Source organism: Sphingomonas sp. KC8, assembly GCF_002151445.1.
Classification (GTDB): Bacteria; Pseudomonadota; Alphaproteobacteria; order Sphingomonadales; family Sphingomonadaceae; genus Sphingomonas_E.
This window is the reverse complement of sequence record NZ_CP016306.1, coordinates 1,145,022-1,169,895: the sequence shown is the minus strand read 5'-3', so window position 1 is coordinate 1,169,895 and position 24,874 is coordinate 1,145,022. Positions and strand designations below refer to the sequence as shown.

Annotated in this window: 24 protein-coding genes; 8 read left to right on the top strand and 16 right to left on the bottom strand. The window is 65.4% G+C overall.

The genetic code is table 11. From position 1 onward, the window contains the following. Nucleotides 1-94: 94 nt before the first annotated feature. The 4 genes from KC8_RS05475 (at nucleotide 95) to KC8_RS05460 (ending at nucleotide 3,543) form a co-directional block, all read left to right on the top strand. The gene (locus tag KC8_RS05475) at nucleotides 95-805 is read left to right on the top strand and encodes a uracil-DNA glycosylase (RefSeq protein ID WP_010126402.1); all 711 of its coding nucleotides are present in this window, start codon (nucleotides 95-97) and stop codon (nucleotides 803-805) included. Further along, nucleotides 802-2,574 carry a lytic transglycosylase domain-containing protein gene (locus KC8_RS05470; RefSeq protein WP_029624658.1) on the top strand — a complete coding sequence of 591 codons (1,773 nt, stop codon included), beginning with the start codon at nucleotides 802-804 and terminating at the stop codon, nucleotides 2,572-2,574. The genes KC8_RS05475 and KC8_RS05470 overlap by 4 nt, the downstream gene beginning before the upstream one ends. Further along, nucleotides 2,564-3,091, top strand: a complete 528-nt coding sequence (gene moaB, locus KC8_RS05465; RefSeq protein WP_010126400.1) for a molybdenum cofactor biosynthesis protein B — start codon at nucleotides 2,564-2,566, stop codon at nucleotides 3,089-3,091. The genes KC8_RS05470 and moaB overlap by 11 nt, the downstream gene beginning before the upstream one ends. A gap of 131 nt (nucleotides 3,092-3,222) precedes the next feature. Continuing rightward, on the top strand, nucleotides 3,223-3,543 hold the full coding sequence (locus KC8_RS05460) for a DMT family transporter (protein ID WP_010126399.1): 321 nt from the start codon (nucleotides 3,223-3,225) through the stop codon (nucleotides 3,541-3,543). Between the two features lie 10 nt (nucleotides 3,544-3,553). Here KC8_RS05460 and KC8_RS05455 read toward each other — a convergent pair whose 3' ends face one another. The 14 genes from KC8_RS05455 to KC8_RS05395 all read right to left on the bottom strand — a co-directional run bounded on the left by KC8_RS05455 (nucleotide 3,554) and on the right by KC8_RS05395 (nucleotide 19,248). Beyond that, complete coding sequence (locus KC8_RS05455) at nucleotides 3,554-4,045, bottom strand: nuclear transport factor 2 family protein (RefSeq protein WP_010126398.1); 492 nt, start codon at nucleotides 4,043-4,045, stop codon at nucleotides 3,554-3,556. A 93-nt stretch (nucleotides 4,046-4,138) separates the two neighbouring features. Continuing rightward, complete coding sequence (locus KC8_RS05450; protein WP_010126397.1) at nucleotides 4,139-4,732, bottom strand: DUF3800 domain-containing protein; 594 nt, start codon at nucleotides 4,730-4,732, stop codon at nucleotides 4,139-4,141. A 24-nt stretch (nucleotides 4,733-4,756) separates the two neighbouring features. Next, the gene (gene ftsH / locus KC8_RS05445) at nucleotides 4,757-6,709 is read right to left on the bottom strand and encodes an ATP-dependent zinc metalloprotease FtsH (protein WP_010126396.1); all 1,953 of its coding nucleotides are present in this window, start codon (nucleotides 6,707-6,709) and stop codon (nucleotides 4,757-4,759) included. An 81-nt stretch (nucleotides 6,710-6,790) separates the two neighbouring features. After that, nucleotides 6,791-7,726, bottom strand: a complete 936-nt coding sequence (gene tilS, locus KC8_RS05440) for a tRNA lysidine(34) synthetase TilS (protein ID WP_010126395.1) — start codon at nucleotides 7,724-7,726, stop codon at nucleotides 6,791-6,793. Nucleotides 7,727-7,775: 49 nt separating this feature from the next. Next, entirely contained in the window at nucleotides 7,776-7,913 is a 138-nt protein-coding gene (locus tag KC8_RS20230; protein WP_010126393.1) for a hypothetical protein, read from the bottom strand. Next, a complete protein-coding gene (locus KC8_RS05435) occupies nucleotides 7,913-8,686 on the bottom strand; it encodes a YbgF trimerization domain-containing protein (protein WP_010126392.1) in 774 nt (257 codons plus the stop codon). Before KC8_RS05435 ends, KC8_RS20230 begins: the two co-directional genes overlap by 1 nt. Nucleotides 8,687-8,784: 98 nt before the next feature. After that, a complete protein-coding gene (locus tag KC8_RS05430; protein WP_010126391.1) occupies nucleotides 8,785-9,621 on the bottom strand; it encodes a helix-turn-helix domain-containing protein in 837 nt (278 codons plus the stop codon). Nucleotides 9,622-9,746: 125 nt separating this feature from the next. Then, nucleotides 9,747-12,023, bottom strand: a complete 2,277-nt coding sequence (gene ptsP, locus KC8_RS05425) for a phosphoenolpyruvate--protein phosphotransferase (RefSeq protein WP_029624657.1) — start codon at nucleotides 12,021-12,023, stop codon at nucleotides 9,747-9,749. A 71-nt stretch (nucleotides 12,024-12,094) separates the two neighbouring features. Further along, nucleotides 12,095-13,405, bottom strand: a complete 1,311-nt coding sequence (locus KC8_RS05420; RefSeq protein ID WP_010126389.1) for an ATP-binding protein — start codon at nucleotides 13,403-13,405, stop codon at nucleotides 12,095-12,097. After that, complete coding sequence (locus tag KC8_RS05415; protein ID WP_050805438.1) at nucleotides 13,399-14,160, bottom strand: response regulator transcription factor; 762 nt, start codon at nucleotides 14,158-14,160, stop codon at nucleotides 13,399-13,401. The genes KC8_RS05420 and KC8_RS05415 overlap by 7 nt, the downstream gene beginning before the upstream one ends. Before the next feature lie 54 nt (nucleotides 14,161-14,214). Beyond that, nucleotides 14,215-16,656, bottom strand: a complete 2,442-nt coding sequence (locus tag KC8_RS05410) for a CaiB/BaiF CoA-transferase family protein (RefSeq protein ID WP_086495524.1) — start codon at nucleotides 16,654-16,656, stop codon at nucleotides 14,215-14,217. 43 nt (nucleotides 16,657-16,699) lie between these two features. Continuing rightward, entirely contained in the window at nucleotides 16,700-17,497 is a 798-nt protein-coding gene (locus tag KC8_RS05405) for an SDR family NAD(P)-dependent oxidoreductase (protein WP_010123538.1), read from the bottom strand. A 4-nt stretch (nucleotides 17,498-17,501) separates the two neighbouring features. Further along, nucleotides 17,502-18,398: an NAD-dependent epimerase/dehydratase family protein gene (locus tag KC8_RS05400; RefSeq protein ID WP_010123536.1), complete on the bottom strand. Its 897-nt coding sequence runs from the start codon at nucleotides 18,396-18,398 to the stop codon at nucleotides 17,502-17,504. A 22-nt stretch (nucleotides 18,399-18,420) separates the two neighbouring features. Further along, entirely contained in the window at nucleotides 18,421-19,248 is an 828-nt protein-coding gene (locus KC8_RS05395; RefSeq protein ID WP_010123535.1) for an SDR family NAD(P)-dependent oxidoreductase, read from the bottom strand. Nucleotides 19,249-19,382: 134 nt separating this feature from the next. Between KC8_RS05395 and KC8_RS05390 the strand changes: the two genes are divergently transcribed. Further along, on the top strand, nucleotides 19,383-19,742 hold the full coding sequence (locus KC8_RS05390; RefSeq protein ID WP_010123533.1) for a winged helix-turn-helix transcriptional regulator: 360 nt from the start codon (nucleotides 19,383-19,385) through the stop codon (nucleotides 19,740-19,742). Between the two features lie 94 nt (nucleotides 19,743-19,836). After that, nucleotides 19,837-20,334 (top strand): thioesterase family protein, encoded by a 498-nt coding sequence (locus tag KC8_RS05385; protein ID WP_050805342.1) that lies wholly within the window; start codon nucleotides 19,837-19,839, stop codon nucleotides 20,332-20,334. A gap of 195 nt (nucleotides 20,335-20,529) precedes the next feature. On the opposite strand, the gene KC8_RS05380 is transcribed toward KC8_RS05385, so the two are convergent. After that, the gene (locus tag KC8_RS05380) at nucleotides 20,530-21,975 is read right to left on the bottom strand and encodes an AMP nucleosidase (protein ID WP_029624265.1); all 1,446 of its coding nucleotides are present in this window, start codon (nucleotides 21,973-21,975) and stop codon (nucleotides 20,530-20,532) included. Nucleotides 21,976-22,040: 65 nt separating this feature from the next. After that, nucleotides 22,041-22,523: a peroxiredoxin gene (locus tag KC8_RS05375; RefSeq protein WP_010123527.1), complete on the bottom strand. Its 483-nt coding sequence runs from the start codon at nucleotides 22,521-22,523 to the stop codon at nucleotides 22,041-22,043. Nucleotides 22,524-22,693: 170 nt separating this feature from the next. Between KC8_RS05375 and KC8_RS05370 the strand changes: the two genes are divergently transcribed. Next, a complete protein-coding gene (locus KC8_RS05370; RefSeq protein WP_010123526.1) occupies nucleotides 22,694-23,254 on the top strand; it encodes a YqgE/AlgH family protein in 561 nt (186 codons plus the stop codon). A gap of 158 nt (nucleotides 23,255-23,412) precedes the next feature. Continuing rightward, nucleotides 23,413-24,816 (top strand): adenosylhomocysteinase, encoded by a 1,404-nt coding sequence (ahcY, locus tag KC8_RS05365; protein WP_374952953.1) that lies wholly within the window; start codon nucleotides 23,413-23,415, stop codon nucleotides 24,814-24,816. The last annotated feature ends 58 nt before the right edge of the window (nucleotides 24,817-24,874 follow it).

The following is a 24,874-nucleotide window of genomic DNA, read 5'->3' as shown; positions in this document are numbered from 1 at the left end:
AAAGCCGATGGCCTTGGATTGACCCAGCCGTCAACTATGCACTCTATGGAAATTATGTGGGGACAGGTTTCATTTGAGTCGTGAAGGCGCTTTCATGAGCACCGATGTGCTGAGCACGGTGGACTGGTGGCGCGAGGCTGGCGTCGATTGTCTGGTCGACGAATCACCCCGCGACTGGCTGGCTGCGCCCAAGCCGCGCGGCGTGGCATTATCCCCCGTGCCGCCGCGCCAGCCGACCGCTGAACCGGCCGTGGCGATGCCGCCCGATACCCTGGAATCGATCGTCGCGCTTTATGCCGGCGACCCCGTTTTCGGCCGGGCCGATGGCCGGTTGTTGCCCGCAGGAAACCCGGCTTCCGGGCTGATGGTGCTGACGGACCAGCCCGAACCCGACGACGCCGAAGGCGGGCAGATCATCGGCGGCGAGGCCGGACGCCTGCTAGACCGGATGCTGGGCGCGATCGGCCGGGATCGGGCATCAATCTATCTGGCGGCGATGACGCCGGTGCGCGCACCCGGCGGCCGGGCCGATGCGAAATCGGTGGCGCGATGGACCGACATCGCCCGTCGCCATGTCGCGGTGGCACAGCCCCGCGTGCTGCTGCTTTTCGGCGATGCGGCGAGCCGTGCGTTTATCGGGACGAGCATGGCGGAAGCGCGCGGCCGCTTGCACAGCCTTAACCATGACGGCGGCACAGTCGCCATGATTGCAACCTTCCACCCGCGTTTCCTGTTGCAGCAGCCGGCCCGCAAGGCCGATGCGTGGCGGGATTTGCGCCTGCTGCTTGGGGAGTTGAACCAATGACCCCGGTTCGTTTGATATTGAGCGCGCTGGCGCTTGGCGTGGCGGCGCCTGCACTGGCTGCCGTCGAAGCGATGCCGTCACCGGTGATCGCGCTCAAGCCGCCGGTGGGCATGGGCAAGGTGCCCGATCAGCTCGATATGCAGCAGCGGGCCAATTATCGGGCGGTTTTCGCCGCGATCCGCGCGGGCGCGTGGGACGATGCGGCGGCACGGCTGGATGCGATGCCCGGCGGATTGCTGACGCCCTATGCGCGTGCGGAACTGGCCATTGCCAAGGGTTCGCCCAAGATGGACAGCGATGTCCTGATCGCCCTGATCGAGGCCAATCGCGAATTGCCGCAGGCCGCGCAGATTGCGCGGCTGTTGCAGGGGCGCGGCGTGACCGCGCTGCCCGCGCTGCCGGTGGAACAGGGGATGAGCCGCCTGCCGGGCGCATCGCGCCGCGCGACGGCCCGTTCGCTGCGCAGCGATGCGGTGGCGGCGGCGCTGAACGCGCGCATTGCGCCACTGGTGAAGGATGATCGCCCGGCGGAAGCGGAAATTCTGCTGCAGGATAAAGCAGCCGAACTTTCCCCCGACGCGCTGACGGAATTGCAGCAGCGGGTTGCCTGGTCCTATTTTCTTGTCGGCGACGACGCTGCCGCGCGGCGCGTGGCCGCATCCGCGCGGGTTGGGCAGGGCGACTGGGCCGTGCAGGCCGATTGGGTGGCCGGGCTTGCGGCGTGGCGCCAGCAGGATTGTGCCGCGGCGGCGAATGCCTTTTCTGCAGTGGCCGCGCGTTCGCGCGATACGGAAATGACGGCGGCGGGGTTGTTCTGGGCCGCGCGCGCCGAAATGGCATGCGGGACGCCCGAAAAGGTGCAGGCACGATTACGCACCGCAGCGCGGATGACGGAAACATTTTACGGGCTGCTGGCCGATGCGGCGCTGGGCCGCGTGCCGCCGGCGCGTGAGATGGGGCCGGCCTTCATTCAGGCGGACTGGACGACCATTTCCAAGCGCAGCAACGCCCGCATCGCCGCAGCCCTCGCCGAAATCGGCGAAAGCGGCATGGCGGATACGGTGTTGCGCCATCAGGCGCGGATCGGCGATTGCCTGGACCATGAAGCGCTGATGCACTTGGCGGCCAAGCTCGGTCTGCCGGGCACGCAGATATGGCTGTCGCAAAATGGCCCGGCAGGGGCGCAGATTTCGGCGTCGAGCCGTTACCCCGCCCCTGAATGGACGCCGCAGGGCGGCTGGCGCGTCGATAAATCGCTGATCTTCGCGCACGCCTTGCAGGAATCGCAGTTTCGCGCCGACGCGGTAAGCCCGGCCGGCGCGCGCGGGCTGATGCAGGTGATGCCGGGTACGGCGCAGCTGATCGCACGGCGCAAGGGCGAAGCGGTGGGCAGTCTTTCCGATCCGCGCACCAACATCGAATATGGCCAGTTCTACCTCGAAGAATTGCGCGACGCATCGGGCACGGGCGGGCTGCTGCCCAAGGTGATCGCGGCCTATAATGCCGGCCCCGGATCGGTGGTGAAGTGGAACGAACGTCGCCGCGACAATGGCGATCCTTTGCTGTTCATCGAATCGATCCCGTTCCGCGAGACGCGCGGCTATGTCGCGATCGTGCTGCGCAATTACTGGATGTACCAGCGGCAGGCGGGCGAGCAATCGGCCAGCCTGAAGGCGATGGCGCAGGGCATGTGGCCGCGTTTTCCGGGAATGCCCGGGCGCACCGCGATCCGGCTCGATCCCGTCAGCGGGGTGGCGAGTGCCGATTGACGAAAGCCGGGAATTTCTGCCGGTCCGCATTGCCGTGCTTACCGTTTCCGACACGCGCGATCTTGCCGACGATCGTTCGGGCGATACGCTGGTCGCGCGGCTGGACGCGGCCGGGCATGTGCTGGCCGACCGCGCGATCGTGCGCGACGATGTCGATCTGATCGTCGCCCGGCTGCACGGCTGGATCGAGGATGCGGACGTGGATTGCGTGATCACCACGGGGGGCACGGGGGTGACCGGCCGGGATGTGACGCCAGAGGCGCTGGCCCGCGTGTGGGACAAGGAAATTCCCGGGTTCGGCGAACTGTTTCGCTGGCTGAGCTACCAGACGATCGGGACATCGACGATCCAGTCGCGCGCGTGCGCCGGCGTTGCGCGTGGCACCTATTTGTTCGCGCTGCCCGGATCGACCGGGGCCGTGAAGGATGCGTGGGACGGGATTCTGTCCAGCCAGCTCGACAGCCGCCACCGGCCGTGCAACTTCGTCGAACTGATGCCGCGCCTGATGGAACGGTAACAGCCGCCCCGACTGGACAGGCCGCGCATGGCTTCCGCTAGGGAGCCGCCCCATCACATCTTCGCGCGATCGTCTCTTTTGGGTTTCCGGCGGCCGCTTTTTCCTGACGAGCCCATGGCAGGAGCGATTCGATGGCGTGGGTTATCCTGGGTATCGCGGTGTTCACTGAAATCTGCTGGGCGCTGAGCCTGAAATGGGCCGCCGTGCAGGCGACCTGGCAGGCATCGGCGGTGCCGATCGTGCTGAGTTTCGTGAACATGGGGCTGCTGGCGCTGGCCATGCGCGGCATTTCGGCGGGCACGGCCTATGCCGTGTGGACCGGGCTGGGCGCTGTCGGGGTGATTATCGGCGGGACGATCATTTTCGGGGAACGGATCAGCCTCGTCCAATCGGGCTTCATGGCGCTGATCGTCGTCGGGGTGGTCGGGACCAAACTGTTCGCGCAGGCATGATCCCGCTTGTTCAGTCGGCCGATCCGGCGATCGGGCCGGGCTGGCCATCCATGCTGAGGAAGTTGACGAGCGCGATCTTGCCGTCGCGTATTTCGGCATAACCCATCACCATGCCGTGGCTTGTCTTGCCGCCTTTGCTCGATTCTTCAAGATGATAGGTAAAGACCTTGCTGCCATCGGGGGATGAAAAGGCCTCGACGAACGGCACCTTGATTTCGACGGTATCGACGCTCGCCTGGATCATGCGGAAGCGCGCGGCCATGTCGGTCAGCCCCTTGGCGCGATCGGTGCCGTTGATCCGCATCACGGCATCGGGGGTGAAATAGCGCCCGAACGCCTCGGGGGTGAAGCCGTTGGGATCCTTGAACGCGGCATTCCACCAGACGAACATCCGGCTCAACGGATCATGGGCGGCAGGCGCGGAAAAGGTGGACGCGGGGGCCGCGATCGATGGGGTTGCGGTGATCGAGAATAGGGCCAACGCCGCCAGAATCCGCTTCATCATTCATCCCTTAACAGGCCCGTTCGATGATCGGGACTGTCACCGATCACCCGGCCGGCCGCAAGGATCGCGTCGTTGCGTCTGGGGCAATGATCAGATCGAACGCATCCGAACCAGCCCGCTGGCGAGGAAGGGATCGAGGATGGTGGAGATGCGATGGCTGCGTGGGGACGCGATGGCGATGTTCCAGGCGCTGTTGGCAAGGACATCGGCAAGCTGGATGCCGGCGGTGCGCTTGCTATCGCGCAGGGCCGCCCATGACGCGGGATCATGGCCGTCGATCAGCTTTTCCACCTTGTCGCGAATGTGCGCCAGCGTGGCGGCATCATAGCGGCCATCGTCGACCAGCGCGGTGACGGGGCCGGGGGCATCGGGCAGGTGCGCACCGATCGCGTCGGCGAGGAGTGCGGTGTAGGTGGCAAGATCAAGCTCGCCGGCGTCGTCCCCCGGATGGCGGACCGGGCGCGCGACGCTGATGATCGCGCGCCCGCCAAAGCGTTCGAGCAGTTCGAAGATGAGCGCGCGTTCGACCATGTCGATGCGGCTGCCCTTCAATTCGCCGCCAAGGCCGGTGACGGCGCGGAAGCGGGCGAGGAGGCTTTCGGCCCCCTCGTCGGTGATGGCGACGGCGGCAAGCGTCATCGCACCCGTCGCCGGTGCCCCGCTTTCATCGCAGAAGATCGGCACGCGGTTGTGGCCCGAACCCTGGCGTCAGGCCCCTTGCGGCGCCGGATCGCCCCAGCCGCTGCCGGGCCGCTTGCTTTTCGGGATCGACGAGCCGCCGGCGCCGATCTGGACGGGGCGATGCGAACCGCCTTCGTCGCGGCCGATGCCTTCGCCCTTGATCACGCGCTTCGATTCTTCGCCGTTGAGCGTTTCATATTCGAGCAGCGCCTGCGCCAGACGGTGCAGCTCATCGAGATTTTCGGTGAGCACCTGACGCGCGGTGGTTTCACCTTCCTCGACGAACCGGCGGACTTCCTGATCGATCAGGCGCGCGGTTTCTTCGGACACCGTTTGCGACCGGGCGACCGAATGACCGAGGAAGATTTCGTCCTGATTGTCGCGATAACGCAGCCAGCCGAGGCGTTCGGACATGCCATATTCCATGACCATCGAACGGGCCATGTCGGTGGCCTGCTGGATGTCGTTGGAGGCGCCGGTGTTGAGCGCATCCTTGCCATAGATGAGCTGTTCGGCGATGCGGCCGCCGAAGCAGAGCGCGAGCCGCGCCTTCATCTGCTTCATCGACATCGAATAGCGATCGCGTTCGGGCAGGTTCCACGTCACGCCCAGCGCACGTCCGCGCGGGATGATCGTGACCTTGTGCAGCGGATCGCAGCCATCGACATGGAGCGAGACGAGGGCGTGGCCGGCTTCGTGATAGGCGGTTGCCTTCTTCTCGTCCTCGGTCATCACCATGGACTTGCGCTCGGCGCCCATCATGACCTTGTCCTTGGCTTCTTCGAACTCCTTCATCGCAACCAAACGCTTGCCCTTGCGCGCGGCAAGGAGGGCGGCTTCGTTGACGAGGTTGGCAAGATCGGCGCCCGAGAAACCCGGCGTGCCGCGCGCGATGGTGCGCGCATCGACATCGGGCGCCAGCGGCGTCTTTTTCATATGGACTTCGAGGATCTTCTGACGGCCTTCGATATCCGGGCGCGGGACGACGACCTGGCGATCGAAACGACCCGGGCGGAGAAGCGCGGGATCGAGCACGTCGGGGCGGTTGGTGGCCGCGACGATGATGATGCCTTCGTTGGATTCGAACCCGTCCATTTCGACGAGAAGCTGGTTCAGCGTCTGTTCGCGTTCGTCATTGCCGTTGCCGAGGCCGGCGCCGCGATGGCGGCCGACGGCATCGATTTCGTCGATGAAGACGATGCAGGGCGCGTTCTTCTTGGCCTGTTCGAACATGTCGCGGACACGGCTTGCGCCGACGCCAACGAACATTTCGACGAAATCCGAACCCGAAATGGTGAAGAAGGGGACGTTGGCTTCCCCCGCGATCGCGCGGGCGAGCAGCGTCTTGCCGGTGCCGGGCGAACCGACGAGCAAGGCACCCTTCGGAATCTTGCCGCCAAGGCGCGCGAACTTGGTGGGATCTTTCAGGAAATCGACGATCTCCTGCAGTTCCTCACGCGCTTCATCGATGCCGGCGACATCGTCAAAGGTGACGCGGCCATGCTTTTCGGTGAGCATCTTGGCGCGGCTTTTGCCGAAGCCCATCGCGCCCGAACCCGCATTCTTCTGCATCTGGCGCATCACGAAGAAGGCGATGCCGAGGATCAGCAGGAAAGGCAGCGACTGATAGAGCAGGATCATGAGGAAGCTGGCCTGTTCCTCCGCCTTGGCGCTATATTCGACGCCAGACGACGACAGGCGATCGACCAGGCCCGGATCCTTGTTGACGATGTTCGTCGAAAAGGCCTGATCGTTGCTGAGCTTGCCGGTTACCCGATCGCCATCAATCACCACCGATTTGACCGATCCGTCCTTCAGACGGGCGTTAAATTCGGAATAACTGATGTTACTGCCCGCAGCCTGCCGCGACGGGCTGTCGAACAGCGACACGAACGCCACCAGCGCGAGCAGAATCCCGACCCAGATGAGGAGGCTCTTCATCCAGGGGTTCGGGCCCTGCGGTTCCTTGTCGTCGCTCATGCTACTCCAGCCTTTCGTAGCCTCCAAAATAGGCGCTCATGGGTTAATGGCAATGCAACGTGGCGGGCTGGAAACCCTTTTTCACCCAAATCGGCGGGGAGGGGCCGGAGAAAAGGTCCATAACACGCCGGGGCGAGCGATAATCGCGCCGATCGATGCCGATTGGCCGGAACCAAGCCGCGCGATCAACGGTGCGATTCGATCGGGGCGGCCCTGATAATCAAGCGTGGCGAGCGCGCGGCGGACGAGGCGATGGACCAGTTCGGCGGGCAGGCCGGCGGGGTCCAGCCGGACGACGCCTTCGTCGATCGAGGCGCGTTCGTCCCACAGCCGGCCGGTGATCCATTCGAGCGCTTCGGCGGCATCGGCGAGCCGCGCGGCGGCAGTGGCGAGGCCGGGAACATCGAGTTCCGGCGCATCGGCAAGACATGCCCGCATCCGACTGCGATCATAGCGGAAATCGCGATTGGAAGGATCGTCGATCGCGGTGATGCCGGCTTCGTCGACGATCGCCGCCAGTTCCGCCCGCCGCCAGCCGAGCAGCGGACGGATGATGGCGCCGTTGCGCGCGCGAATGCCGGCGAGGCCGCCGACGCCGGCCCCGCGAACTGCCCGCATCAGCAAGGTTTCGGCCTGATCGTCGGCATGATGGGCGGTGGCGATGAAATCGCAGCCGTTGTGGATGCGCCAGTCTTCCAGTGCGCCATAGCGGGCTGCACGGGCGGCGGCTTGCAGGCCATCGCCGACGATGGCGACGTCTACCGCGAGGGTGGCATGCGGGATGCCGCGCGCGGCGCAGATTTCAGCGACGAAGCGCGCTTCGCCGGCGGATTCGGCGCGCAGGCCGTGGTCGACCGTGGCAACCGCGATCCGGCCGGGAATGGCGGCATAAGCGAGGAGGAGGAGCGCCAGGCTATCCGGCCCGCCCGATACCGCCAGCCCGATCCGCGCATCGGCATCGCCGGTAAGGGCGAGGAGATCGGCGCGGAAGCGGGCGGTGGCGTTCGGGGTGGGCATGATCAACGGTCGAGGCGGGGGTGGCGAAAAAATTGAAGGTGGATCCGCTCTACGCCTTGCATTTGGCGTCGACGCGGGCCTTTGCGACACGATCCTTCAGCGGCTGGGCCATCGCCACGCCATACACGTCGTCCAGTTCGCGATAGACTTCGCAGGCTTCGTTCGCCTTGGCGGGTTTCAACGCCATCAGCGACTGGCCGAGATATAAAGGCTGTCGGGCGCGCGTTCGCCACGGGGCAGTTTCTTGTAATTGTCGAGGAAAACCTGCGCGGCCTTGGCGGGTTGCGCGCTGTCCAGCAACGTGCGGCCGAGCAGGTTTCGGGCAAATGACGCGCGCTTGTGATCGGGATATTTGGCGATGAAGGCGCGCAACGCGGTCTCGGCCTGTGGATATTGCTTGGCCGCCCACAGATCATAACCGGCCAGATAGGCGTCTTCGCCCGCATCGCCGGTGGCAGCGCGGCCGGATGTGGCGACCGGCGCGGGCGATGGTGTGGCAACAGCAGGCGGCCGCACGACCGGCGGCGCAACAACCGGTGCCGGTGTCGCGGCGGCGCCTGGCCGGGGGGCTATGGGGTTGCCTTCCAGCGTGTTCAGGCGAAATTCGGCATCGCCTTTGAACCGGGCCATCTGTTCTTCCAGCTGGCGCAGTTTGAAGCCATTCTGTTCCATCTGGCCGGTGAGGCGCGCCAGTTCCTGTTCCAGCGAACTGACCCGCGTCGTCAAATCGGCGACAGGGTTGCTGGCGGGCACGCCGGCCGGCGTTGCGGGGGCTGTTTGCGGCGCGATTTCGGGTTCGAAATATTGCTGGTTTCCGCCGGGGAAAACCTTGCGCTGAACCGCGCGCATTTCGCGTTCGAGCTTGTCGACACGCTGGCCCATCGCGGCCGGTTGCTGCTGGGCCGCCAAAGGCGCGGCCGTCGTCGCCAGCAGCAGGGCCGCCGTGATCGCGAAACGCATGATATTACCCCTCAGGTCGGTTGATGATGCCAGTCACTGGCTTGCTGCCACATGGCGGCTGTCGCTGCGATGAAGCAAGCCCGATCCGATCGACCGCCCTATGGATTGGGCTGGACCACGGGAACCGGCGCGGCACCGGGGGCTGCCGGTGGCGCGAGGCGGGCGAGCAGCGCATCGGCCTTGAGGCTGACGTCGCGGATCGTGCGCTCGGGTGCGCCCAATGGCGGGATCACCGTGCTGCCGACCGTTACACGCAGGGCCTGTGGCCGGCCGGTCAGGATTTTCGGTTCGGTGGCGGTGGCGGGCACTTGCCAGGTTTCACCGACCAGCATGTTTTTTTCGAGCAGGCGCGTGCCGCCCGCATCGGAAACCCGCAGCCAGACGGGTTCCAGCGCGGTGAGGACGACCGGACCCGCCACCGGGGCAGAAGCAGGGGCGGCCACTGCCGGCCGGGCGACCGCCGGCGGCGGCGCTGGTGCTTCGCTGGCGGTGCTGGCCACTGCCATATCGTCGTCAGATCCGGTGAACACCCCGCTGCGCCAGATCGCATAGCCGCCCGCCAGCACCAGCGCGAGGACGACCGCGACGCTGACCAGAAACCGCGATGGGACGCGCGCGGGATCGGCCGGTTCGAACGGTGCAGGTGCCACGCGTTCGACGGTGCCGCCGCTCATTTCTTCGCGAAATTCACGGGCGAACGCCGCGGCGTCGAGGCCGAGAAACTGGGCGAAGGCGCGCACGAAACCGACACTGTAGGGAATGGCCGGCAAAGCGGTGAGGTCGTTCGCCTCGATCGCCTGCAGATGGCGTAAGGGCACACGCGTGCGGGCCGCAATATCGGCAAGCTCAAGCGATTGCGCCTTACGCGCTTCCGCGAGCCGCGCACCTACGGTGAAAGGAACCTCGACGGCGAACTCGCCGACCGTATCATTCATGCGACCTCCGGGGCGCAGCATCCCAACATCCTGAAAAAAACAAGCGCTACCCGTTGCTCTTGTCACAAAAGGAAAGGGACACGTCAAACCTTAATGGTGCCGATACGCTCGGCCTGTCTCGAAAATCAGCCGACCATGACGCCTTCGGCTTCGGCCCACGCGGTGAGGCGCGCGCGTATGTCCGGAACCCCGGCGGCGAGCCACCCGGCCATTTCGGTCCGCAGCCTGCCGGCATCCAGCGACCGGATCATCGCCTTGACCGGTCCGACGGCGGCGGGCGTGATCGACAGCCTTTCGATGCCAAGCGCGATCAGCGCCATCGCCTCCATCGTCCGGCCCCCCATTTCGCCGCAAACGCCGACATCGACCTTGGCCGCATCGGCCATGGCCGTGACCCGGGCGAGGAAGCGCAGGATGGCGGGCGACAGCCAGTCATAGCGTTCGGCCAGCTTGGGATGGGCGCGGTCTGCGGCGAACAGGAACTGCGTCAGATCGTTGGTGCCGATCGACAGGAAATCGACCTTGGGCAACAGGATATCGAGCATCTCCGCCAGCGCCGGCACTTCGAGCATCGTGCCATAACGGATCGCCACCGGCAGCGATCGGTGGCGATCGGCGATCCATTGGCGCTGGGCTTCGAACAGGGCCTGCGCGGCTTCAAATTCCCATGGTTCGGATACCATCGGGAACATGACGTGGAGCGTGCGGCCGGCCGCCGCCTCGATCAGGGCGCGGGCCTGCGCCTTCATCAGGGCATCACGATCAAGCGCCAGCCGGATGGCGCGCCAGCCCATCGCCGGATTTTCCTCCTCCAGCGCGTCCTGGTTCATGTAGGGCAATGTCTTGTCGCCGCCGATATCGACCGTGCGGAAATAGACCGGCCGGTCGCCCGCCGCATCGAGCACGTCGCGATACAGTCGCTGCTGGCGTTCGCGCTGCGGCAGTGTTGCGGAAACGAGAAATTGAAATTCGGTGCGGAACAGGCCGATGCCGTCCGCGCCGGTGACGTCGAGCGCGGCCACATCGTCGCGCAGGCCGGCATTGACCATCAATGTGATGCGGCGGCCGCACAGGGTGACCGGCGGCAAATCGCGCATCGCGGCAAATTCGGCGCGGCGCTTCTGGCCGATGACCAGCTTGGCGTCGAACGCTTCTTCCATCGGCGTGCTGGGCCGGATGACGACCGCGCCCTGCGTGCTATCGAGCAGGACGAGATCATTTTCCTGCACCATCTGGCGGATTTCGCGGACCCGGCCGAGCACCGGCACGCCCATCGCCCGCGCCACGATGGTGACGTGGGCGGTGAGCGAGCCTTCCTCGAGGATCACGCCCTTGAGGCGGCGGCGATCATATTCGAGCAGTTCGGCCGGGCCGAGATTGCGCGCCACGAGGATCGAATCCTGCCGCAGCCCGATCTGGGCCGCCGTGCCAAGCTGGCCGGAAACGATGCGCAGCAGCCGGTTCGACAAATCTTCGAGATCGTGCATCCGATCCGCCAGCAACGGATCGCTGATTTCGCGCATCCGCATCCGCGTGCGCTGCTGGACGCGTTCGATGGCGGCTTCGGCGGTCAGGCCGCTGTCGATCGCTTCGTTGATCCGGCGGCTCCAGCCTTCGTCATAAGCGAACATCTTGTACGTCTGGAGGACATCCTGATGTTCCCCCGCCGTGCCGAATTCGGCCTGGCTGGTCATCCGTTCGATCTGTTCGCGCATCTGCCGGAAGGCGGCGTAGACGCGCTGGCGTTCGACCTCGGTATCTTCGGCGACGGTATGTTCGATATGGACGCGCGGCTGGTGGAACACGACATGGCCACGGCCCATGCCTTCGACCAGCTTCAGGCCGGTCAGCCGGACCGCGCCGGCATCGCGCGATCCGTTGCCGCCGCGTACCGCTTCATCGATCAGTTCGGCGCCGGCGATCAGTTCGGCCAGCACCATTGCAACCGTCTGCAAGGCTTCGATTTCGACATCGTCGTAGCGGCGGGGATCGGTATGCTGGACCGCCAGAACCCCCACCGCCCGTTCCCGCCGGACGATCGGCACACCCGCAAAGCTATGGTAGAGTTCTTCGCCCGTTTCCGGCTTGTAGGCGAATTCGGGATGGCTGGTAGCTTCGTCGAGGTTGAGCGTCTTCACCTCGGCCGCGATGTGGCCGACCAGGCCTTCGCCGAGTGCCAGGCGCGTGACGTGAACCGCTTCCTGCTTCAGCCCGCGCGTGGCGTAGAGTTCGAGCAGGCCATCGCGCAGCAGGTAGATCGAACATACCTCGCTCGACAGCGCTTCACCGATGATATTGACGACCCGATTGAGCTTGGCTTGCGCATTGGTGCGCGCGGCCATGACATCGTGAAGCCGGGTGAGAATTTCGCGGGCGGCGGAGGTGGCGGTCATTCCTGGCATGGGCCTTTGCTAACAGAGGAAACGCCCGTCCCGCCACATAGGAATGCTTGGGGACACATAGTTGATGCCGATCAGCGCGGGATCGGCAGGGTGATGGTGGCGCGCAGGCCGCCTTCCGGCCGATTGGACAAACCCACGCTGCCAATGCCTTCTACCGCACGCGCGACGATGGCAAGCCCAAGGCCCGCCCCGCCGCTTTCGCGACTGCGCGACGCATCGAGGCGGCGGAAGGGTTCGAACACGACGGTCCTGTCCGCTTCGGCAATGCCGGGGCCATCATCGTCGACATGGAGGCGGATCGCATCGTCATCACGCGTCAAGGTGACACGGGCTTGGCCCGCATGGCGCAAGGCATTTTCGACAAGGTTGGAAACAGCGCTGCGGATCCGCAACGGCGGCAGGGTGGCGGCCAGCCGGTCCGGCCCATCATAGCTGGCATCAGCCCCGGTATCGGCGGCGTCATCGACGATCGTCATCACAATCGAGGCGAGATCGACGGGCCGGGCGGCTTCCGGCTCGGCACCACGCAAATAGCCCAGGATCGACGTCATGAACGCCTGCATCTCATCCAGATCGCGCAGAATCGCATCGCGCGTATCACCGGGTTCGAGCGCGCCCGCGCGCAGACGGAGGCGCGCAACCGGCGTCAGCAAATCGTGCGAAACGGCGGCGAGTGCCTGCGTGCGATCATCCACCAGCGCAATCAGCCGCGCCTGCATGGCATTGATCGAGCGGGCAAGCCTGCGGACTTCTTCCGGCCCTTCTTCGGGCACGGTCACGGGTTCGCCCAGCCCGGCGCGATCGGCTTCGCGGGCGATGGTGCGCAACGGTTCGGCCAGCGCGCGCAGCAGCAGCAGCGTCGCCAGCAGGACGCCGCTGGTGAACAGCAAGAGTGAGACGAGGTGGCTGCCGAGGGTGGGGACGTGCACCCGGCGGCTTTCGGTGCTGAAGGCCAGCAACGAGCCGTCCGGCAACGCGACGCCGCCCGATATTGCGCCGTTCGGCTGTTCCGACAGGTGGATCGCGCGTTCCCGCAGGGTGGGTTCGATTTCGCCCATGCGCGTGCGGATATGCTGGAGCCGGCCGGTTGGCGTGGCGGGCGGGGCAGCAATGTGGCCCGCCTGCCAGGCGATGGTGAGATTATCCGTGCTCAACCGGGCGGCCGTGGCGGCGCGTTCGGCGGGCGGCAGCGGCAGGAGCAGGCGTTCCGCGAGCAGCAGACGGCCGGCGAGGCGTTCGGCCTGGCTGGATGCGATCAGTTCGGCTTCGGCGCGCTTGTAGAGCAGTTCGCTGCCGAAAAAGGACAAGGCCGTCGTGACGAGGATAACGAGCGCGATCTGGCCGGCCAGCCCGAAGGAGATGAGGCGCGTGCTCCTCAGCACCGTTCGACATCGGCGGCAAGCATGTAACCGCGCCCGCGCACCGTGCGAATCAGCGTGTCGCCATTATCGGAATCGCCCAGCTTGCGGCGCAACCGGCTGACCAGCACGTCGATGCTGCGATCGGATGCCTGCGCCCGGCGCGCGCGCGACAGTTCGAGCAGGCGTTCGCGGCCGATGACGCGCTGGGGCTGCTGGACGAGGATGGCGAGCAGATCATGTTCGGCGCCTGACAATTCGACGGCCGTTTCATCGGGCGCGAGCAATGTGCGGCGGCGCAGATCGAGCGTCCAGCCGGCGAATCGGGCGATATCGCCGCGCGACCCACCAACCGCCGGCGCGCGGGCGCGGCGCAGCGCCGCGCGAACACGGGCCAGCAATTCGCCCCGGCCGAACGGCTTGGCGACATAATCGTCGGCACCGCGATCCAGCCCGGCGATACGATCGGATTCGCCGCCGAGCGCGCTGACCATGATGATCGGGATAGCCGGGTGCCGTTCGCGGATATCGCCCAGCAGATCGAGGCCGGACCGGCCGGGCAGCATCACATCGAGCATGACGAGATCGATCCCGCCGGCATCCAGCAGCGGCCAGGCTTCGCTTTCGTCGCGCGCGCCGATGGCTTCGACGCCTTCGCCATGGAGCGCGCGGACGATAAGCACGCGCATGCCCGGATCATCCTCGACGATCAGGACGCGCGCGGGCGCTTCGGCGGGCGTATCGGCGATGGCGGCGGGACGGGAGGCGTCGTCGGTCATGGCGGGGGAATAGCGTGCTTTCGTCGGGCCGTCATTCCCGTCTGTCATGGTGTTTTATCCTCCGGCCGTGCCGCTGGCCTGCATTGCGGCGATCGTGCCCGCATCCAGCCCGGCTTCGGCGAGAATTTCGCGGGTTTGCTGGCCGAAGACGGGCGGCGCGCCGCCGGGGCGGATCGGCGTGCGGGAGAAATTCACGCCGATTCCATACAAATCGAGCGTGCCGATGGTCGGATGGCCCGTAGTGCGCGTGATCCAGCCGTGCCGGTGCAGATCGGCATCATCAAAGATGCGGCGCGAATATTCGCCGTCGGCGATTTCGCAGGGGGCGCCGGCTGCATCGAGCGCGGCGAAGGCATCGGTGGTGGAGCGTTCGACGAAATGATCGGCGAGGCGGTTGGCGAGGATCGCATCGTTGGTGGCGCGCAGGTGGGCGGTGGCAAAGCGCGGATCGGTGGCGAGGACGGGCAGGGCGCGGGTAAGCGCCTGCCAGTGCGCCTCGGTGAGCGCCGCCACGCACAGCCAGCCATCGCTGGTGCGATAGAGGCGATACAATGCCGACAGCCCCAACTGATCGGCATCGAGCCGGGGGCGATCGAAGCGGTGGCCGGCGGGTGTGGTGAAGGTGCGGCTGTTGTTGAACAGCGACGCGTTGAGGATCGACGTGTCGACCATCTGGCCGCGCCCGGTGCGTTCGCGGTGATAGAGCGCGAGCGTGATGGCGATCGCCGCGAAATAGCCGTTGCCGAGATCGCCGCCGGTAAGCGCGCCGAAAAAGGGCCGCCCGCCATCGGACATGCCGCCATCTTCCCACACTGATCCACCAAGCGAATTACCCGCCTGATCATGCCCGATCAGCCCGGCGCGCGGGCCATCTTCAAACCCGCGCGTGTGGCAGTAGATGAGGCGCGGATTGGTGGCCTTGAGTGTGGCGTAATCCACGCCCAATCGTTCGGCGACGCCGGCGCGCATATTGTGGATCACCACGTCCGCGCCATCGATCAGGGTGCGGACGGCGGCGTAGCCGGCGGGGTCCTTCAGTTCGATCCGCGCGCTGCGCTTGGTGCGGTTCATCGCCAGCGCCATGGATGTGGGCATCCAGAAACCCTGGCGCGATCCATCGATCTTGATCACGTCTGCGCCGAGATCGCCCAGCAACTGTGCGCCCCACGGGCCGGCGACGGCCAGCCCGAGATCGACGACGCGGATGCCGTGGAGGGGGCCGCGTGGCAGATCGGCGTTGCGTGGCTGGGCGGGAGTGGGTTTCGCAACAGTCGCGCGTACCGCATCCGTGTCGGCACCGCGTGGGTGCGATGGGCCGGGCACTTCGGCCGGGCAATCGTGCAGGCGGAACAGGATGCCCGCCTGATGGGTGGGGCCGAGCTCGGGATCGTCGACCACCGTCACCGATCCATCAGCGAGCAGCAGCGGATCGATGAGCGCGTCTTCCACCTCACGGACCGGCTGGACGCAGATGTCGCATTCGGCGGCGAGTTTCGTCCATTCGGCGGCCGGGAATTTGGCATAATAAGGGGCGGCATCGGCCAGCGCGGCCAACTGGCTGTCGAGGCTGGGCATGCCGGCGGTGCGGCCGGCAGCACCGTTGCGGGCCATGACGCGGGCCTTCACCGCTTCGGGATCGGGGCGCTGCAGGGTTTCGCCTTCGGCCGCCGCAATCGCCCAGTCGGGTGGGGTGGTCCAGGTGCAGACCCAGCGATCGGCGGTCTTCACAATGCCCCAACCCTGACGGCGATCGAGCGCGGGAAGCATGTAGCCGGGGGCTTGCGGGTTTTCGGGGCGCTGCCAGCCGCAGGATTGATAGAGGATCGCGCCCTGCATCAGCGACGTGCCGACATGCTGGCCAAGGCCGGTGAGTTCGCGGGCGCGCAACGCGGCGGACACGCCGAGAACGGCGAGATAGGCGGCCGACACGCTGGGCGCGGGGCTGGCGGAAAAGATCGGGCCACGCCGGGCCGAACCGGTGCGGATCGATTCGGGGATGGGGGCGACGGTGGCGGGATCATCATCGAGGCCGAGGATGCGCAGGATCGACCCGCCATCCCAGCCGCGCGCTTCGTGCATCAGCCCGAGCCGGGCCTGCACCAGCGCGTCGATCGCCGGGCGATCGGCCGCAACGGTATCGCCATAGCCGGTGATCGACACATGGATCAGGCGTGGATTGAGCGCGGCGAGGGCATCCGCGCCGAAGCCCAGCCGTTCGGCCTCACCCGGCGCGAAATCTTCGACCAGTATGTCGGCTGCGGCAGCAAGGTGGCGGATTGTCTCAAGATCGGTGGCGTCGGCGAAATCGAGGACCGCCGATGCCTTGCCGCGATGCCAGATGCGGCCGCCGTGGAGGACATCTTCGCCCGGATCGGCATCGCGCCGTTCGATGCGGGTGACGGCCCCGCCATGATCGGACAGCAGCATCGTTGCCATCGCGCCCGCGATCCCCTGCGTGAGATCGAGGACTGTCAATCCGTGCAGAACGCCCGTCATTCGCCTCTCCCCTGTCGAAAGGCCGCAGCGGTGCGTTTTGTCGTCAGTGCCCGCCGTCGACCAGAATGTCCGTCCCGTTGACGTAATCTGATGCCGGATCGGCAAGGAAAGCAATGGCGTTTGCAATATCTTCGGGTCGGCCGAGGCGGCCCGAATGGTTGGGGACGAACTTGCGGACGGCCCAGCGTTCGATTTCGTCCCAGCCGGTGATCCCGTGCTTTTCGGCCATGCCGACGATCCAGGGCCGGTTGCCGTCGGTCAGCACGAAGCCGGGGCTGACGCTGTTGGCGGTGACGCCGGTGCCCGAAAGCGCCTGCGCGAGGCTTTTGCACAGGTTGCGGATCGCCGCCTTGGCACCCTGATAATCGGGAATGATCGGCATCGACACGTCGACCACGCCGCTGGACAGCTGGATCAGCCGGCCCCAGCGTTTCGCCTTCATCGCCGGGGTGAAGGCGTGGATCAGCCGGATCATCGATCCGACGTTGGAATCGTACGTGGCCAGCCAATCGGCCGGGCTGGTTTCGAACCAGGGCGATGTGCCGCCGCCGGCCGATTCGCCGCCGGCATTGTTGACGAGGATATCCACGTCGCCCGCCGCCGCGCGGGTGGCATCGACGATGGCGGCCGCCTCCGCATCGCCGGAAAGCCCGCCGATGACGATAAAGGCGGTGCCGCCGGCGGCCCGCACCGCCGCCGCCGTGGCATGGGTGCGGGCCTCATTGCGGCCGTGGCAGACGACGGCAGCGCCTTCGGCGGCGAGACGGAGCGCGGTTGCCGCCCCGATCCCGCCGCTGGCGCCGGTGACAAGCGCGGTCTTGCCGCTCAGCCGCCCGGCCATCGGATCAGGCGTCCTTATACTGCGCGACGATTTCGTTGACCGTGCGGCGGATATCGTTGCGACGATAGCCGAGCAGCGCGGTTTCGGCGGCGTCGGGTTCGTAGAACAGATCGTTGCCACGGCCGGCGAAGATCGCCGCATCCGGCAGCATCGGATGTTCCTGATCGATCACCGGCGGAACCGGCCGGCCGGCGGCTTCGAAGAACGCCCCGAAATACTGCTGGTAGGACAGGTTTTCGTCGCCCACCAGATAGGCCTTGCCGCCTTCGCCGCGTTCGATCGCGCCTTCCACCGCTTCGGCGAGCGACTGGGTGGAGATGAAGTTCACGCCGCCCGGCGGGGTGAATTCGGGCATGGGCGCGAACTTGCCCTGCGCATATTGGGTGTAGGCGACGAACATCGGCACGACGAGGCCGGGAACGGTGCCGACGACGAACGGCGCGTTGACGCTGACCGCCTTGAACGACGCATCGTTGAGCGCGCGAATGCCTTCGCAGCTATCCTTGCGCGATTCGACGTAGCGGTTGCCGGCGACGAGGTGGGGGGCGGCCTGCGGATAGAAGCTGCCGACATTGACGGCGACCTTGACGCCGGCATCCTTGGCGAGCTGGAAGAAACGCGGCACCGCGACCGAATTGACCTTCTTCCAATAGGTTTCATTATCTTCGCCTTCGGGGATGTGGCGCACATCCTGGCCGGCGCAGAAAACGAGCGCATCATAGCCCGCCGGGAACGACGTGGCGTTGATGTAATCGACCTTCACGAATGGCAGATCGCCCAGCGGCGTACCTGCGGCCGGCGCGTTGCGGCCGGCGATCGTGACATCATGGCCCTTGGACTTGAGGTGAAGCGCGGCGTGACCGCCGATCATGCCGGCACCGCCAGCAACGAGGATTTTCATGGGGTAAACTCCAGTGCTTTGATTAGAAAATGAGGCCGTCGGTGGGGATGACGGGGACGTTGGTCCACTTGCCTTCCGCCGTGCGGTACCAGCCGGCCGCCGCCAGCGCGCCGCCATCGATGTTGAGCGCGGTGCCCGTGATCCACGACGCGAGGGGGCTTGCCAGGAACAGGATGCCGCCCGCCATGTCTTCGGCTGCGCCAAAGCGGCCGAGCGGGATCCACTGCTTGATGGAATCCTTATATTCCGGCTTGATATACTGGCTGATCGCGACCTGCGGGGTATCGGTCGTTTCCGGCGCGATCAGGTTCACGCGGATGCCTTCGGGCGCCAGATCGAGCGCGAGGCTTTTGGTGAAGCCGGTGACGCCGGTCTTGAACGCCGAATAGACGCTGTTGAACGGAATGCCGCGGAACCCTTCGATCGACGACACGCTGATGATGCTGCCGCCGGGGCCGCGCTTGCGGATCAGCGGGATCATCGCGCGCGTGACCGAGAAGATCTGGCGCATGTTTACCGCGTAAAGGCGTTCGATATCCTCGTCGGTATGATCCTCGAACCGCTTCACGATCATGAGGAAATCGCCGACATTGTTGACGAGCACGTCGAGCCCGCCGAAGCGATCCGCAACCACTTTCGCCAGCGCATCGACATCGGCCTGCACCGTCACGTCGCCTTCGACGACGACATGGCCGTCACCCAGTGCCGCGCGCACATCGGCGGCGCGGGCGGCATCCTTTTCGATCGTGACGACGGTGGCGCCCGCCTTGGCGAAGGCTTCCGCCGTGGCGCGGCCAATGCCGACGCCGCCACCCGTGACGAGCGCGATCTTTCCCGCAAAATCGATCAAAACAGACTCTCCTGTCGTCTATGTTCGGAATTTTTGCGAAGCTATGATACGTAGGCACTGACGGCAACTAGGCACCTTTCAGTGTGGTAGTTACTTTTTGGATACCATGTAACTTGATAGGGCAGGGGCGAGTGATGATGCAGGACGACTATCCGGCGCTGACGCTGGAGATCATGGACCTGGTGGGCGACAAATGGACGCTGCTGCTGGTCTATACGCTGGGCGATGGCCCGCAGCGTTTTTCCGAACTGCGCCGCCGCGCGATGCCGATCAGCCAGAAGATGCTGTCGCAGACGCTGCGCGGGCTGGAACGGCACGGCATGGTCGATCGCACGGTGCTGCCGACAGCACCGCCGCAGGTGGAATATGCGCTGACCGATCTGGGCCGCACCTTCCTGTCCGCCGCCAAGGTGATCTGCCAGTGGACCAAGGATAATCTGGGCGAATTGCAGGAAGCGCGGACGCGGTTTGATGGGGAGCGGCTGGCGGCTTGAGTTGGTGAGATTTTGACGGGGAGTGCAATTCTGCGTTCCGGGATCGGATAAATGCCCGTTGCCATGACGAACTGATCTGGCAGAGGGCTGCGCGATGAATAGTTCGCCCACCACCATGCCGTTTCAGGCCTATGAAGCCGTCGTTTCCGATGACTGGATCGATCTTAACGATCATTTGAACGCGCGCTATTATGGCGACCTGATTTATCAGGCCCATGAATTGCTTTCGGTGCGGCTCGGCTTCGATCAGGCATATGTCGATGCGACGCAGCACAGCAAGGTCGTGGCGGAAAGCCATTTGCGGTACGAGCGCGAAATCCGCCGGGGCGCGCGGATTGGGGTGCGGTCATGGCTGTTGGCGGTGGACGACAAGCGGCTGCATTTCGCGCATGAACTGCTGGATCTGACCGGCGGGTTTCGCGCCGCTTTTGCCGAACAGCTCGATTTGCATGTCGACCTGACGGCGCGCCGGGTTGCGCCGATGCCGGTGGCGCTGCGCGACAGGCTGGCGGCGCTGGCCGAGACGGGGCGGGTGGCGGCTGGGGCTGCCGCGCTGCCTGTCGGTGGCGCGGTGCGCGGCGTGACCATCTGAACGGCGAGTCGCACCTTTATCCGCAGGGCGACGCGTGCTGTTCATCAGGCCGTGAATAATTCCTTCCCGTCATTCCTGCGCAGGCGGGAATCCATAGCCTCTGACGGCGCGCTTCCATTGAGAGGTTGCGTGTATGGATCCCCGCCTGCGCGGGGATGACGGTGTTTGTGGCGCGGCGTGCTGGAAGGCGTACCCCTACCGGAACGGTGGTTCGTTGAACGCGCGCAGTTTGCGGCTGTGGAGACGGGGGCCGGTGCGGCGCAGTTCGTCGATCGCGGCGATGCCGATGCGTAAATGTTCGCTGATCGCGCGTTCGTAGAAGCGGTTGGCCTGCCCCGGAAGCTTGATTTCGCCGTGGATCGGCTTGTCCGACACGCACAGCAAGGTGCCGTAGGGGACGCGGAAGCGATACCCTTGGGCGGCCAAAGTGGCCGATTCCATGTCGATCGCGACCGCGCGGCTCTGGTTGAAGCGCAGCGCCGAGCGGGTGTAGCGCAATTCCCAGTTGCGATCGTCGGTGGTGACGACGGTGCCGGTGCGCAGGCGACGCTTGAGCAGTTCGGCCGGTTCGCCGGAGACGGTTTCGGCGGCGGTGCTCAGCGCCACCTGCACTTCGGCGATGGCGGGGATGGGGATTTCGGGCGGCAGCAGATCGTCCAGCACATGATCGTCGCGCAGATAGGCGTGGGCGAGAACATAATCGCCGATCCGCTGGCTGGGGCGCAGGCCCCCGCAATGGCCGATCATCAGCCAGGCTTCGGGGCGCATCACCGCCAGATGATCGGTGATCGTCTTGGCGTTGGATGGGCCGACGCCGATGTTGACGAGGGTGATGCCAGACCGATTGGGGCCGACGAGATGGTAAGCCGGCATCTGATGCTTGCGCCATGCGCTGTCGGCAATGGCCAGATCGGGATCGGCGTTGGCGGCGGTCAGTTCCAGCCCGCCGGCGCAGCTGAGCAATTGATAGGGGCCGTCGTCCGATAGCTGGGTGCAGGCCCAGCGCACGAATTCATCGACATAGCGGTGATAGTTGGTGAACAGGATGTAGTTCTGCACATGGCCCGTGGGCGTGCCGGTGTAGTGGCGCAGCCGCGCGATGCTGAAATCGACGCGCTGGGCATCGAACAAGGCCAGCGGGCGCGGTTCATCGGCGCTGCCGTGCCACAGGCCATCGACCACTTCATCACCGATATGCACCAGATCATTGGACGGGAAGATTCGCGCCAGTTCGGCGGCGGCCGCCCCCGTCAGATCGACATCATGACCGGAATCGAGAACATAGGGGTAGGGGATTTCCTGCCGACCGCGCGACACGTCGACCCGCGCGCCGAAATCGGTGACGAGCAGATCAATCTGTTCGGCCAGATATTCGCGGAACATGGCGGGCTGGGTGACGCTGACGGCATAGTGGCCGGCGGCGGTGAGCCGGCCGAACGCGCGCATCGGATGATCGCGGGTGCGGCCGTCATAATGCAGGTGCAGTTCGGGATAAGCGAAGGCCCCGGCGGCGCGGGCGGCCTGATCGGGCGTTTCGCCAGTCGCGATATAATGGCCCAGCGCCGTGCGCAGGGCTTCGACCGAGGATGTATAGAGCGCGTCGAGCTGATCGACGATGGCGTGGCTGGCGCTGGTAGCGATGATCCCGTCTCCCCCCTCGATCGATCAAGGCCGCCCCGCGATATGCGGAGCGGCCCGAGATCGGTTTAGAGCTGGCCGAGCATGTGATCGGCCGAGCTGACCTTGAATTCGCCCGGTGCTTCGACGTTGAGGACGCTGACGACACCATCGTCGACGATCATCGAGAAACGCTGGCCGCGCGTGCCGAGGCCGAACTTGCTGCCGTCCATGGTGAGGCCAACGGCCTGTGCGAAATCACCATTGCCGTCGGCGAGCATCGTCACCTTGTCGGTGGCGTTCGCGCTCTTGCCCCATGCGCCCATCACGAACACGTCGTTGACGGCGGTGCACACCACTTCGTCGATGCCCTTGGCCTTCAGTTCTTCGGCCTTTTCGACATAGCCGGGCAGGTGCTTGGCCGAGCAGGTCGGCGTGAAGGCGCCGGGAACCGAGAAGAGCGCGACCTTGCGGCCCTTGAAGAAATCGGCCGAAGCCACGGCTTCGGGGCCGCCTTCGGTGGGCTTGGTGAACGTGGTTTCGGGAAGCTTGTCGCCTGCCTTGATCGTCATTTTGGGATCCTTTCTTCTGGTCTAGATTGGCGCTCGCTCTACGCCAGCGCGGTTGCAGTTTGAAGCGGGGGCCACGCGATCGGCGTTGCCGGGAGAATAAAGGACAAAGATATGCTGCCCGGATGCGGGATTGGTGGACCTTCCATCCCCACCATCTATAAATTGGTGTCATGGAAGCGCCAGTCTATCTCAGCGGCCAATTGCTGCTCGCTTTGCCCGGAATGGGTGATCCCCGGTTCAACCACGCCGTGATCGCGATGTGCGCGCATGACGAACAGGGCGCGCTGGGCATCGGCATCGGCAAGCTGATGCCGCGTTTCACGTTTCACGGGCTGCTCGGCCAACTGGAAATCGATCCTGGGCAGGCGCCGGACGTGCCGATCCATATTGGCGGGCCGGTGGAGCCGCAGCGCGGCTTCGTGCTCCATGGCCTTGATTGGGGCGGGCAGGATTCGTTGCAGGTGGGCGATCGCTGGGCGCTGACATCCACGCTCGACGTGCTGCGCGCGATCGCCGAAGGGCGGGGGCCGACCCGCTGGCTGGTGGCGCTTGGCTATGCGGGCTGGGGTGCGGGCCAGCTGGACGAAGAAATGACCGGTAATGCGTGGTTTGCGACACCGGGGAACGATTCGCTCCTGTTCGAAACGCCGGTGGAGCAACGCTGGAGCGCCGGTTTTGCGACGGCCGGGGTGGATGCACGGTTGCTGACGCCGGAAATCGGCCACGCCTGATCGGGCGGTCCGGTTCAGTGATTCGAACGAGGACATAAAGAAATCTTTATATTTGGAATTGCGTTGCCGCGCGGGCACGGCTAAATGCGCCGCCAATCGGCCGCGCGCGTTTTCGCGTGGCTTTAGGATTCCCCCAAAGGAGAACCGACGTGGCAACGCTGCCTGCCGAAAGCTTCACCGATTATCTGGTCCACGATATCTCGCTCGCCGATTTCGGCCGCAAGGAAATCAACATCGCCGAGACCGAGATGCCCGGCCTCATGGCGCTGCGCCGTGAATTCGGCGCGTCGCAGCCGCTGAAGGGCGCGCGCATCGTCGGTTCGCTGCACATGACGATCCAAACCGCCGTGCTGATCGAAACGCTGGTCGATCTGGGCGCCGAAGTGCGCTGGGCATCGTGCAACATCTTTTCGACCCAGGACCATGCCGCCGCCGCGATTGCCGCCGCCGGCATCCCGGTGTTCGCCGTGAAGGGCGAAACGCTGGCCGAATATTGGGATTATGTCGATCGCATCTTCGATTGGGGCGATGGCGTGACCGCCAACATGATCCTCGACGATGGTGGCGACGCGACGATGTTCGCGCTGTGGGGCGCCAAGATCGAAGCCGGCGCGACGCTGCCTGCGCCTGAAAATGACGAGGAAGTCGAATTCCAGCGCGCGCTCAAGGTGTTCCTGGCGCGCAAGCCCGGCTACCTCACCGAGAGCGTGAAGAACATCAAGGGCGTTTCGGAAGAAACCACCACCGGCGTCCATCGCCTGTACGAAATCGCCAAGAAGGGTGAACTTCCCTTCCCGGCGATCAACGTGAACGATTCGGTCACCAAGTCGAAGTTCGACAATCTGTACGGCTGCAAGGAATCGCTGGTCGACGCGATCCGCCGCGCGACCGACGTGATGCTGGCCGGCAAGGTCGCCACCGTCGCCGGCTTCGGCGATGTCGGCAAGGGTTCGGCCCAGTCGCTGCGCAACGGCGGCGCGCGCGTGCTCGTCACCGAAGTCGATCCGATCTGCGCATTGCAGGCGGCGATGGAAGGTTTCGAAGTCGTGACGATGGAAGAGGCCGTGACCCGGTCCGACATCTTCGTGACCGCGACCGGCAATGCCGACGTCATCACCGCCGAGCATATGAAGGCGATGAAGCCGATGTCGATCGTGTGCAACATCGGCCACTTCGACAGCGAGATCCAGATCGCGGCGCTGTCCAACTACAAGTGGACCGAGATCAAGCCGCAGGTCGACCTTGTCGAGTTCCCCGATGGCAAGCAGATCATCGTGCTGGCCAAGGGCCGTCTGGTGAACCTTGGCTGCGCCACCGGCCACCCGAGCTTCGTGATGTCGTCGAGCTTCACCAATCAGGTGCTGGCGCAGATCGAACTTTGGACGAAGCCCGGCCAGTATGCGAACGAAGTGTTCGTCCTGCCCAAGCATCTCGACGAAAAGGTCGCCGCGCTGCATCTCGACAAGCTGGGCGTGAAGCTGACCAAGCTGACCGAAAAGCAGGCGGCCTATATCGGCGTTTCGACGGAAGGCCCGTTCAAGCCGGATCATTACCGCTACTGATCCGCCAGGCGATCCGGGCTGCCGCTTATGGCGGTGGCCCGGACGCCGATCCGGTCTG